At 51.5% G+C, this 12,876-nt stretch carries 9 protein-coding genes; 1 reads left to right on the forward strand and 8 read right to left on the reverse strand.

Annotated elements, in window-relative coordinates; all coding sequences use genetic code 11:
• Positions 1 to 73: 73 nt before the first annotated feature.
• The 6 genes from MHI24_RS08545 to MHI24_RS08570 form a co-directional block, all read right to left on the reverse strand.
• Entirely contained in the window at positions 74 to 655 is a 582-nt protein-coding gene (locus tag MHI24_RS08545; protein ID WP_340025212.1) for a DNA-3-methyladenine glycosylase I, read from the reverse strand.
• Positions 656 to 765: 110 nt separating this feature from the next.
• Entirely contained in the window at positions 766 to 2,427 is a 1,662-nt protein-coding gene (locus MHI24_RS08550; protein ID WP_340025213.1) for a DUF4179 domain-containing protein, read from the reverse strand.
• Positions 2,387 to 2,884: an RNA polymerase sigma factor gene (locus MHI24_RS08555; RefSeq protein WP_340026639.1), complete on the reverse strand. Its 498-nt coding sequence runs from the start codon at positions 2,882 to 2,884 to the stop codon at positions 2,387 to 2,389. The genes MHI24_RS08550 and MHI24_RS08555 overlap by 41 nt, the downstream gene beginning before the upstream one ends.
• A gap of 208 nt (positions 2,885 to 3,092) precedes the next feature.
• Complete coding sequence (locus MHI24_RS08560; protein WP_340025214.1) at positions 3,093 to 4,004, reverse strand: methyl-accepting chemotaxis protein; 912 nt, start codon at positions 4,002 to 4,004, stop codon at positions 3,093 to 3,095.
• Positions 4,005 to 4,137: 133 nt separating this feature from the next.
• A complete protein-coding gene (locus tag MHI24_RS08565) occupies positions 4,138 to 4,317 on the reverse strand; it encodes a YfhD family protein (RefSeq protein ID WP_340025215.1) in 180 nt (59 codons plus the stop codon).
• Between the two features lie 36 nt (positions 4,318 to 4,353).
• Complete coding sequence (locus MHI24_RS08570; protein WP_340025216.1) at positions 4,354 to 4,713, reverse strand: hypothetical protein; 360 nt, start codon at positions 4,711 to 4,713, stop codon at positions 4,354 to 4,356.
• 538 nt (positions 4,714 to 5,251) lie between these two features.
• Between MHI24_RS08570 and MHI24_RS08575 the strand changes: the two genes are divergently transcribed.
• Positions 5,252 to 9,325 (forward strand): S8 family serine peptidase, encoded by a 4,074-nt coding sequence (locus MHI24_RS08575; protein ID WP_340025217.1) that lies wholly within the window; start codon positions 5,252 to 5,254, stop codon positions 9,323 to 9,325.
• Positions 9,326 to 9,743: 418 nt separating this feature from the next.
• On the opposite strand, the gene dnaJ is transcribed toward MHI24_RS08575, so the two are convergent.
• Positions 9,744 to 10,865, reverse strand: a complete 1,122-nt coding sequence (gene dnaJ / locus MHI24_RS08580) for a molecular chaperone DnaJ (protein WP_340025219.1) — start codon at positions 10,863 to 10,865, stop codon at positions 9,744 to 9,746.
• 128 nt (positions 10,866 to 10,993) lie between these two features.
• Positions 10,994 to 12,841, reverse strand: a complete 1,848-nt coding sequence (gene dnaK, locus MHI24_RS08585; protein ID WP_340025220.1) for a molecular chaperone DnaK — start codon at positions 12,839 to 12,841, stop codon at positions 10,994 to 10,996.
• Positions 12,842 to 12,876: the final 35 nt, after the last annotated feature.

Here is a 12,876-nt window from a genome sequence, read left to right on the forward strand (position 1 = left end):
AAGGTTAACAACAAATATGAAGCATATCTAGGATAGTATAGCATTTCTACCCCATGCAGCGCCAAACTGCGGTTCAGCTCTCCTGTACAGCCCCGCTGGTGCGGCAAAAACAATCCAGTGCATGGTCATCCACCATCCCGGAGGCCTGCATAAACGCATAGCAGATCGTCGAGCCCACGAACTTCATCCCTTTGCGCTTCAGCGCCTTGCTCATCTGATCGGACTGCGGCGTTGTAGCCGGCACCTCAGCCCTGCTCTTCCAGTGGTTCACCACCGGCTTCCCGCCGACGAAGCTCCACAGATAACCGGCAAAACCGCCCTCTTCCTCGCGGCAGATCTGCTGGTACACCTGTGCATTGGTAATCACTCCCTTAATTTTCAGGCGGTTGCGGACAATCCCTTCATTTTGCATCAGCTCTTCGACCTTGTCATCCCCATACTGTACGATCTTCTCCGGATCACAGCCGTCAAACGCCTCGCGGAAGCCCTCCCGTTTCTTCAGTACTGTATACCAGCTTAGCCCGGCCTGCATCCCCTCCAGCATCAGCAGCTCGAACAGCTTCAGGTCGTCCGTCAGCGGCTTGCCCCATTCCTCATCATGATAAGCTATGTATAGCGGGTCTGTGTTTACCCAATCGCAGCGTTTTAGTTCCATAAAATATCTCTCCTCTGACTTATTTTCCATAAGCATTGAACAGCCGTATCTTCTAACTGTATACGAAAAAAAGAGAAGAACACAAGGTTCTTCCCGTTAAAATAATGTTACTATTGGCCTTGCAGCTGTACCCGTGTCTCTTTGTCCGGCTCGTTCGTAGTGTAATAGAACATGTATATTGAAGCCTCTGTGCCTTTGAAATCTTTATACTTATCGATACTGTGGTTTTTTCCTTCTCCTCTGAAATTCGTGGTTACAATGCTGCCGATGAGCCGGTCTTTCCCCTTACGAATGTAAGTCTGATTCACGCCGCCAAAGTTCGGATCATCGCTCTTCGTCTCCACGTAGAGATCTGTACCCTGCAGATAGTAGGTCCACTGTACCGGATAGCCGCCGGTTTGCCGGATTAGCGTCTGCTTCTCGCTGGAGATGTTCTTTAATTCAAGCGGTGCCTTGTCATCCTCATGCAAGGTTACTTTATATTTTCCCACAAGCGTTATTTGTGTGTCTTTGGTAATCTCAAGATCCGCCGGCCGCTCAAAGCGCAGTGTGACCTGCTTAGGGTCCTTAGAGCCCGTATACCATAATCCGCCTTCCAGCTTCTGGCCGTTCACCTCAAGTGCATAATTAACATACGGCAATTGAGGAAACTTATCTTGGCTCCGGGCAGTCACACGGATCTGTGTAGGCGTTACCACCATCTGCTCAATCGTGTTCAACGAGTCTCCTGCCTCCAGCGGCAAATTCAGAGCGGTCTTCATCGTAGCACCGGCCATTTGCTTCTTGCTCAGCTCGAAATCGAACGTCCATGGACCATCAATATTGCGTTCAAGCTTAGTGTAACTGAGTTTATACGTGGTTTCATCCTTCGGCACATCAGCAGGCTTGTAATACTCAAGGGAGGTATATTCTCCATTGTCTCCCGGTTTGCCCATTACGCTTCCCTGAGATTTCTTAACAAGTTGCCCGTCCCGGTATGCCATAATTTGCGGGGATGCCAGCTTTCTTGCTTCAGGGTCGGAAAAAACAGTGCCTGTGGATAGCATCAGACGCTCGTTATCCTGCTTGAAAGGCTGAACGCTGAACGACTCCAGTCCATCCTGGTTGACCGGGAAGCTCTGCCGCTCCGGTGATTCCGTATCCAGCTTCAAGTCTACCTCCTGCTGGGAGTAAGACTGAATCCCTTTTGCAGTCAGGCTTACTTTGACCGTCTCCTGGTCCGGACTCCAGTCTGTCTCGAAATAACCGTTGTACCGCTTGGTTGTCTCGTCCCACTGCTGGTAGTTGGATTCCATGTCATTGCCGTTGCCATTGGCATCCTTAAGGGACATTCCATTTACATCCCAAATGACGTTGCCCTTGTCTCCCCCGACATCCAGGCTGTAGAGAATCACTGTACGGTTCTCATCAGAGAGCGCCGTATGCAGTGTCAGCGTTACCCCATCCTTGGTAATCGTCTGGCCCAGCGGCTGGCCCAGGTTCTGCGACAGCGCCGCCTCTACCCCGCTACGGTCATTAAGCAGGCTGCCCCAATCATATTGCACAGCAGCATATACGGGAACCGCCATCAGGACTACGCTGAATGAGGCAATCACTGTGACCTTGCGCCAATTGCGGTGGCGGACCGCACTCCCTGCTCCGGCACGGCTGCTGTTCTTGGATGAAGCATATCCGGCCTGCTCAATCCTGCCCCACATCTGCTCAAAATCCGGATAGATCAGCTCCTGATCCTCATTTAAGCGACGCTTTAATTGCGCTTCGGTTCTGTCCATATTCTTCATCCTCCCTCGTGATCGGCTCAATACCCTCTTCTTCCAGAATCTTCTTCATCATGCGCAGCCCTTTGTGCTGTCTCGATTTGACGGTCCCCAGCGGGATGTCCAGCATCCGGCGGATCTCCTCCAGACTGAAATCATGCATGTACCGCAGGGTCAGTACCGCTCTGAGCTTTATTGGCAGACGGGACATATATCCCGCCCACTCCAGCTTCGTCTCCTTCTGCTCCACCAGCTTGTCAACCGGCGGCTGCGGACTCTCCCTGAACATATGAAGGTGGTCTGCCAGCTTCTGCTGCAGGCTGCTCCGGCGCTTCAGATGGTTCAGACAAGTGTTGACGGTAATTTTCATAATCCAGGCCTTCAGGTATTCAATGCTCTGCCATTCGCTGCGGAAAAGAGTGATAAACACCTCCTGGCACAGGTCCTCGGCATCGGCAGTATCATGCACCATATAATAGCAGGTACGGTATACCTCCTTACTGTAGGTCTGGAACAATTCCCTGTTGTCCACTGGATCGCCCTCCTTTCTTGTAGAATCTAATACTTATAACAATCCCGGGCAGCAAAAGGTTCATTTACACCCTAAGCACCAGGCTTAATTTCAAAAAAGCAGCATGCCTGCCGCAATTAACGGCTTCATGCTGCTTACGGATAAACTATTAGATCATATTCATCACTTCGCGCGCCTGGCTGTCCAGTTCCTGCGCCGAGCTGGCAATCAGCGTGAATTCATCCAGGGCGACCTGGATCTGCTGCTGGCTGACCTCCACATTCTCCTGGACCAGGTTCAGCCCGGTTGATATTCTGCCCACTTCCTCCGTAATGGCCAGAACGCTGTCCCGCACCTCGGTAATCTGATCCTGTACCATGCCGGACAGCTTCCTGACCTCCTTGGCGACAACGTCGAAGCCCCGTCCGAATTCTCCGGCATGGGCTGCCTCAATTGCGGCATTCAGAGCGAGCAGGTGGGTCTGGGAGGCAATATCACGGATCGTCTGCACCACACCTCGGATGGCTGCCGCCTGCTTCTGCAGGCTCTGCAGCGTTTCAGTATTTTCACTTGATACCTCTGCTATTCTATCAATACTCTGCAGCAGCTCCTGGCTCCGCTCAATGCCTTTGTCAGAACGCTGATTGAGGCTGTACGCCATCCCCTGCAGCAGCTTCACTACTTGAGTCATATTATTCTGTCTCGCTGTAATATTGGTTGCGACCTTAGACACGCCAATGACATGGGTACTGGTCTCATCGAAGACTGGCATATATGTAGCTTCGAGCCAGACCGAATGCCCCTCGGCGTCCATCCGTTCAATCTTGTCCTGAAAGCTCCGCCCGGCCATAAGGTTCTCCCAGAAAAGCTCATAATCCGGACTGTTTACGAATGCAGGGAAGCACAGCTGCCTGTGCTGCATCCCGTACATCTCCTCCACCTTGTATTTCATTGAGCTGGCAAAAACCTCATTAACGTAAGCGACACGCCGGTCCAGATCGAAGCGGATCAAGGCGAGGTTCTTTTCCAAAGCTCTGACAACCAGTGCATCTGTAACTACTTGGCCTGCTGGATTATCCATGTTGACTGCTCCCTATGAATCTCAATTTTTGTATCCTTCCATTATACACGCCAATGCACAAAAACACCCCGCTCGCGCGGGGCATTACCGTACATTTCTCCTGCCAATCTCATCCTACTCCTGATAAGGCTGGCTACTCCTTCTTCATGATCTCATCGAGCTGCCGTTTGTCGGCCTCCCGTGAACGGTCCATGGCCTCCAGATCATCCTGATCCGCTTCAGCGGCCGAGAATTCAACATCCTCCTCCTTCGCTTCATAGAGCATTTTCATTTTTTCCGTTTTGGAGAAAATCTTCGAGTTCTCTCTGTCCATTCCTGCCACCGGCCTTCCTTGTATTTAATCAGACGTTCAGATCATCCCGCCGGCTTCTTCTATAAGCGCCAGCGCCTGCTCATGGACTGCCGAGTCTACAATCACCGTCAGGAGAATATCTCTGCCGGTTGGTCCGCCATCCCCGCCGTGACTCATCCCGCTGCCGCTTGTATGCGAGGCGGATAAAATGCCGGAATGGTCACTCACGGCCGTCATGGAATCCATGCTCGCCAGATTGCCGGTAACCGGATTCACACCCGCCTGCTGCCCGCTCCCGCCGAACCGGCTGAACCGGTCAATGGAGATTTCCTCTGCACGCAGCGCCTGCAGCTTACGGGATACGCCTTCTGCTTCCTCGGGAGTTTTGAAATAGGCCAAAATGCTTTTTTCAGACATCGGATTCCCCGCTTTCTGCCTAGTTTGCATTGTGCACTGGCTTTCTTGGATATTTTGGATTACAGCGCAGAAATTTATACATTTCTTATACACCAGTTCCTTTTAATGGAGGAAATTGCGCAGCAGGATTTTATACGATCCCTTCGTTTTCTGCCCAAAGAATATGTCAGAAAATATGACGAAAATTGTTTTTTCATCGGTTATCTTGTATTTTTTTGTCTTTTAAGGTCAGTTTTATAGATTTAAATATTTAAATATGTCACATAACGTTCCACGAAGCACAAAAATATTCTCAAATCTCTTTAAACTTTGTGTAGATTTTACAAATAACCAGTGGTAAAATCTTCTTAATATTTTTCCTAGTAATCTTGACGGAAATAAACCGGATTAATAGAAAAGGAGAATCCGCCTACTGTCGGAAGCAGGAGAGATGTGAGCCAGAACCAACATCATATTGTGGAGGGGATTACATTTGGAGTGGTCAAAATTACCTCGTAAGCTATCATTACTAACATTATCCTTAGGTGTAGCTGCAAGTATGATTCCGGGCGCAGCCTTCGCGGCCAGCAGCTTGAAGACACCCGTGGCAGGCAAACAGCTGCCAACCTTAGTTCAAGCCAATCAGCCTTACATTTCTCCACAGATCAATACCAAATCCTCGAATCAGGTCCGGGTTATCGTTCAGCTCAGCGGCCAGCCTGCGGCGGTCGGCAAATATGCCGCCAGACAAGGAATCAGCGCACTTGCCAGAACGGCAACTGAAGCTGCGGTGAAGAGCCAGCAGGCTGAAGTACTCGATCAGGCAGAAGCCAAGGGCATCGACCTGTCCGTCAATTACAAGTACGACACCGTATTGAACGGCTTCGAGGTCACGGTTCCGGCAGACAAAATTCCTGATCTGGCCAAGATTCCCGGCGTAACTTCCATCTATCCGAACAGCACCTGGTACGCGCTTCCTGATCAGACAGTGACTGAAGCAACGTACAGAAACGATAATGCTCCCCTGCAGCAGATTCATGCCGACTGGGCGGCAGACAAAGGCCTCACCGGTAAAGGACTGAAGGTAGGCGTAATCGACACCGGTGTTGACTACACACATCCGGATATTGCTCCTGCCTATAAAGGCGGTTATGACTCCTTCTACCAGGACAATGACCCCTATGAAGAAGTTCCGCTGACTCCTGAAGAAGATGAAGAATATGGTGTAGGTTATGCGGGAACTTACCACGGCACGCATGTAGCCGGCACCATCATCGGCCAGTATGCAGCAACAGGCGATATTGCGCAGAAGGGCGTAGCTCCAGGAGCAGAACTGTACGTCTACAAAGTATTGGGACGCAATATTGAGAAACCGAACACTTCCTCCGGTTCATCCGCTCAAGTCATTGACGGAATTGAACGTTCGGTGAAGGACGGCATGGATGTCATTAACCTGTCGCTCGGCTCCGATTCCGAGAAAGATGTCAATTCCCCGGATGTCATTGCGATTAATAACGCTGTACTCTCTGGAGTAACTGCTGTAATTGCCAATGGGAACAACGGGGAAGCAGGTTATTTCTCTATGGGTTCCCCTGCTGCCTCTCAGCTCGGAATTTCGGTAGGTGCCGTTAACAGCCCTATCAAAGCGTTCTCCGGCGAGTTCAAGGCAGAGATTACGGGTTCAGTCACTTCAGTGACTTATGACACCTATAATCCGTTTCATGTTATGGCCTATGAACTGGGTCAAACAGACTTTGCCAATATCATTGGAACAGAGCCGGTTAAAGTGTTCTACGCTAATTTAGGCGCAAATGAAGATTACCCGGAAGGAAATTTCGATGAGAAAACTGTTGTTCTGGTATCCCGTGGCGATCTAGCCTTTGTAGACAAGATTGCTAATGCAAAAGCTCATGGAGCCATTGCAATCGCCATCTTTAACGGTAATTTCCAGACAGTAGAGGGTAAGAAAGTAGCTATTCTGGATGAGGACTATACGGACCGTTCTGACTTTATCGGTACCAACCTTGGCGATGGGTATGACAATATCCCTACGCTGGACCTTAAGGGCTCCCCAGGCCGCGCTTTAGCCAGAGCCATTGTTGCTAACGGCGACAAACCTGCTTATTTTACTTTTGACTCCGAATATCCGATGGATATGACCGCAGGCGATGAAGTGACCAGCTTCTCCTCGCTGGGGCCGAACTTCGACGGTAAATTAAGCATTAAGCCGGACATCGTAGCTCCTGGTGACGGAGTGCTGTCTACGTGGCCGGCTTATGGCAAAGATCATCCAGGAACAGATTATTCCAAAGCATACAACCGTATTAGCGGTACAAGTATGGCAACACCTCATGTGGCGGGCTTGGCACTGTTGCTCAAGCAGGCACATCCAACCTATACTCCATTAGACATTCGTGCCGCTCTGGCGAACACGGCAGATCCGGTGTTCTACAAGGGTGCTCCTGAAGACTTCTATCTTCAAGGTCCTGGACGCGCTAATGTAGAGAATGCAATTAAAACTCCGGCGTTGCTGCAATCCATTGAGCCGATCTCCATTCTGGACAAGAACTTTGTCCCGCAGAATGTGATCAACTATAATCCGTCTACAAGCTTTGGCACCCTGCTTCCCGGTTCTGAAGCTAGCCAAGCGCTGCAATTGAAGAATTTAAGCGATACGGCGCTTACCTATTCAGCTTCCGTGGAATGGAACTATGGTGATCCAGGGCATGTAACTGCTACACTGGACAAATCATCGGTAACTGCTGCTGCGAAAGGTGCTTCCACCTTCAACCTGAAGATTAATGTTGCGGGTGACAGCGTGCCGCAAATGCTGCAAGGTAATGTCGTCCTGGAAGCAGCCGGACAGCCAACTCTGCACTTGCCGTTTGCAATCAGTGTAGACAAGACGACCGAACAACCTGATTGGGGCACAGGCATTCAAGAGGCAACGCTGAGCCAGCCAATTGTTTACACCAATTCAGGTGCCGTTCTGAACTACAAATTGAAAGCTGATGACATTAACTACTACGAAGTGAACCTGATTGGTCTTGATGATGTCAAGAAAGGTTCCTTCCAGGTATCCACGACCGGTGAACCGGATAAGTTCTTCGAGCCTGGAAACTATAGCACGGTTATATCATCTACCTACCATCCGTATGACCACAACGGTGATCCAATTCTGGATGCTGGCGGCAACCCGGCAGTAGCCAGCCTGACCGATGGGGTCTACAAGCTTGAGATTCTCGGCATTAAAGCCAAAGATAATACGAAGACACCGATCAAGATTGACTATAACAAAGATGAATACTACAGCGCTTATACCTCATTCCGCTTTATCACTGCTTCTGACAGTGGAAGCGGCGGAAGTGGCGGCGGTGGAGGTGGCGGTACAGTAGTAACGCCGACTCCAGTGGCAGTACCTGCAGCGGTTAAATCTCTTGTGGAAGAAGGCGTTCAACAGGTATCTGTAACACCTCTGACCGCCTCGAAGGATGGCGTAACCACTGTAACAGTAAGCGACAGCGATCTGAAGGCTGCTCTGGACAAAGCCGCTTCGGCCAAGACAGCCATTGTGATTTCTGTGGGCAGTATCGCAGACAAGTCGGCTGAACTGAGCCTGACGGCTGAGCAGCTCAAATTGCTGGCGGGTGCTCAAGCAGGCAGCACCGTTATTGTAAATATCGCCGGATCTGCTGTAGCCTTGCCGGTATCCCTGCTGGCCGCTTCTCCTGCGGGCCAGAGCCTCAAGCTTGTGATCAAGCAAGAGCCGGATGCAGCAAGCAAGCTGATTGCAGGTACTCCGGGTGCCAAGGTGATTGGAACCCCGGTATCCTATGAAGCTACATGGAATACAGCAACAAGCAGCACTTATGTTAACGTTCCAACCAATGTGTTCATCAAGCGTTCCTTCACTGTACCTGGCAAGATTGAATCGAAAACTGCTGGCGTACTGTTTGAAAAAGACGGACTGGTGACTCCGGTTGCTTCAGTCTTCACACCACAGGCCGATGAAACAACATTGGTTACCGTTAGCCGTCCAGGCTTCTCCGTATATGCCGCAGTCAGCAAACCGGCTGCCGCCTTCACGGACATCGCTAACTCCAAGTCTGCTGCCGCTATTCAGACCTTGGCGGATAAGCTGATTATCCAGGGTACCTCGGCAACAACCTTCGCGCCGCAGAGCAATCTGACCCGCGCTGAGTTCACAGCACTGTTGACCCGCGCACTGGGTCTGCGGACAGATGCTGCTGTAACCTTCTCGGATGTGAAGGCATCTGACTGGTATGCCAAGGATATAGCTGCCGCTTCCAAGGCCGGCCTGATTCTGGGTATCGGCAATGGCAAGTTTGCCCCAACCCAGAAGGTAACCCGTCAGGAGCTGGCCGTCATTCTCGACAGAGCCTTGAAGCTGACTGGAACCGAACTGAAGGCTACTGCTAATCCTTCGTTCACGACCTACACCGACAGCGCTAAGGTAGCCCCTTACGCCAAGGACAGCCTGCAAGCCCTGACCAAAGCCGGCATCTTCGCCAGCGAATCGGGAATTGCCTTCAATCCAACAGCTCCGGCAACCCGTGAGACAGCAGCCGCTGCTCTCTATGAACTGCTGAGCAAGACTGGATTGATCGAATAGTAGAATTAGTTTAAGAGGCTGTCCCAGTGGTCATAACATGACTATTCGGGATAGCCTTTTACTTAAGTAAGACATGCTTGAATATTTGAATTAACACTACGACCATAGTGCGCGTACTAACTCCAATTGCATTTCCTACAATAGATTTCACTTTATTTCGCCCAAAAAGGCGATCTGTTGTATTTGATACATTTGATTTTTAGCTTTTCGCTTGAAAATACCTATTTGGATAAATTCTACTGTATGAAATGCAGCAGATCCTCTCTTTGGCGAAGTTGGGAAGGATTCAAATGTATAAAATACAACAGAACCAATATATAGAATAAATTCAGTCAACAGAAATACCCCGCCTCCAATGATGAAGGCGGGGTATTTCTGTACAGGCTCTAACAGCCATTATTCATTATCACCTAAAAGTTCAGTCCCCGCGGAACGCCCGCTTCACGCGGTCGAAGAAGGATTGCTCCTGCTCGTGCGTGTTCTCGCCGTTGTAGGAGGCGAACTGGCGGAGCAGCTCCTTCTGCTCTTCGCTGAGCTTGCTGGGCGTTACGACGATGACGCGGACATGCTGGTCGCCGACGCCGTTGCCGCGCAGGCGCGGAACACCTTTGCCTTTGAGGCGGAAGAAGGTGCCGGTCTGGGTGCCGGCCGGAATCTTCAGCTTGACCTTCTCGGTCAACGTAGGAATCTCGATCTCATCGCCAAGCGCGGCCTGAGCGAACGTCAGGGGCACCTCACACATAATATCATCGTTCTCGCGCTCGAAGAAATCGTGACTCTTCACGCGGATCACGATGTACAGATCGCCGGCCGGGCCGCCGCGTGTGCCGCCTTCGCCTTCACCGCTCATACGCAGCTGCGCACCGTCATCAACACCGGCAGGGATGCGCACATGAATCTTGCGCTGTCTCTTCACCTTACCCTGACCTGCACAGGTCGGGCATTTCTCCTTGATGATCTTGCCTGTACCGCTGCAATTCGAGCAGGGACGGCGGTTACGCATCTGGCCAAGCGGTGTATTCTGCACGAATTCCTGCTGGCCGCTGCCGTGGCAGACGGAACAGGTCTCCGGCTTCGTACCCGGCTTAGCTCCGGAGCCGAAGCAGGTGTCACAGGTCTCTGTGCGCGGGATGGTAATATCGGTCTCTTTGCCGAATACCGCTTCCTTGAACTCAATGGTCATCGTGTACTGCAAGTCGCCGCCGCGCTGCGGTGCATTCGGATCACGCCGTCCGCCGCCGCCGAAGAACATATCGAAGATATCGCCGAGACCGCCGAAATCCCCGCCGCCGCCGAAGCCGCCGCCCATTCCCTGGTTCGGGTCGATATGCCCGTATTGGTCATAACGCGCCCGCTGCTGCCCGTCGCTGAGGACATCGTAGGCTTCCTTGACCTCTTTGAACTTCTCCTCGGCATCGCTCGCCTTATTCACATCCGGATGATACTGGCGCGCCAGCTTACGGTAGGCCTTCTTCACTTCATCTTCTGAAGCATCTCTGCCAATGCCGAGCACCTCATAATAATCGCGTTTATCTGCCACTGCCTTCACCTCCGTGCATCGTCAATTCTCCACATTACACATAAATATCCTTACATTTTAAAAGGAAAGCCAAAACACGGGATGCCCCGGTCTTGACCTTCCCTTTCAACAGGACTTATCGTCTAAGGTTACCCTTGATTCTTCTCATCGTCAACTACTTCATAATCGGCATCTACCACGTTGTCTTTCTTGGCATTGCCGTCAGCAGCACCCTGGCCTGCTTCAGCACCCTGCTGTTCCTGTGCAGCCTGCTCATACAGCTTCACCGACAGCTGCTGTACGATCTCGTTCAGCGCTTCTGTAGCGGCATTGATCTCTTCGAGATTGTCAGTTTCCAGAGCAGCCTTCACCTTGTCCTTAGCTGCATTGGCCTTGTCGATCTCGGCAGCATCCACCTTGTCGCCCAGGTCTTTGATCACTTTATCTGTGGAGTAGACAAGCTGGTCAGCACCGTTCTTCGCTTCAACCAGCTCTTTACGCTTGCGGTCTTCCTCAGCGTGCAGCTCGGCATCCTTCATCATCTGTTCAACTTCAGCGTCACTCAGGCCGCTGGAGGAAGTGATGGTGATCTTCTGGCTCTTGTTCGTGCCTTTATCTGTAGCAGAGACATTAACGATACCGTTGGCATCAATGTCAAAAGTAACCTCGATCTGCGGTACACCGCGTGGTGCCGGCGGAATCTCGTTCAGCATGAAGCGGCCCAATGTCTTGTTGCCGTTCGCCATCTGGCGCTCACCCTGCAATACGTGAATTTCCACGCTTGGCTGGTTGTCGGCGAAGGTCGAGAATACCTGCGATTTGCTTGTAGGAATCGTAGTGTTGCGCTCGATCATCTTCGTGAACACGCCGCCTGCAGTTTCGATCCCGAGGGACAGCGGAGTAACGTCAAGCAATACAACGTCCTTCACATCACCAGTCAGTACTCCCGCCTGAACGGCAGCACCCAGGGCTACTACTTCATCCGGGTTAACGCCTTTGTGCGGCTCTTTGCCGGTAAGCTTCTTGATAGCTTCCTGTACTGCCGGAATACGGGTGGAACCGCCCACCAGTACGATTTTGTTCAGATCGGCTGGAGTCATACCTGCATCGCTCAGCGCTTGACGGGTAGGTCCCAGGGTGCGCTCAACCAGGCTTGCAGTCAGCTCGTCGAATTTGGCACGGGTCAGGTTGATTTCCAAGTGCTGAGGCACGCCGTCAACTACCGTAATGAACGGAAGCGAAACGGTAGTGGTCAGTACGCCGGACAGTTCTTTTTTCGCTTTTTCGGCAGCATCCTTCAGACGTTGCACAGCTGCTTTGTCTTTGCTGAGGTCAATGCCCTGCTCCTTCTTGAATTCAGCCACCAGATAATCCATCACCACTTGGTCGAAATCGTCGCCGCCCAGACGGTTGTCACCGCTGGTAGCCTTAACTTCGAAGAAGCCGTCGCCCAGCTCAAGAATGGATACGTCGAATGTACCGCCGCCAAGGTCATAGACCAGGATCGTCTGATCTTCGGATTTCTCCAGACCGTAAGCCAGAGCGGCTGCTGTTGGCTCGTTGACAATACGCAGCACTTCAAGACCGGCAATCTTACCGGCATCCTTGGTAGCCTGACGCTGGCTGTCATTGAAATACGCAGGAACCGTAATAACTGCCTGAGTTACGGGTTGGCCCAGATACGCTTCGGCATCGGATTTCAGCTTCTGAAGAATCATTGCCGAAATTTCCTGCGGGGAAAAATCCTTGCCGTCAATGCTTTCTTTGTGGCTTGTACCCATGTGACGCTTGATCGAAGCGATGGTGCGGTCAGGGTTCGTGATCGCCTGGCGTTTCGCAGTTTCGCCGACGATGCGCTCGCCGTCCTTCTTGAAGCCTACAACCGACGGGGTTGTACGCGCGCCTTCCGGATTCGGGATAACGACGGCTTCGCCGCCTTCCATAACGGCAACGCAAGAGTTCGTTGTTCCTAAGTCAATACCGATAACTTTACTCACAGTAATGTGCCTCCTCAGAGATAGTGTGAAGCCCG

The sequence above is a fragment of the Paenibacillus sp. FSL K6-1096 genome (assembly GCF_037977055.1).
Classification (GTDB): domain Bacteria; phylum Bacillota; class Bacilli; order Paenibacillales; family Paenibacillaceae; genus Paenibacillus_AQ.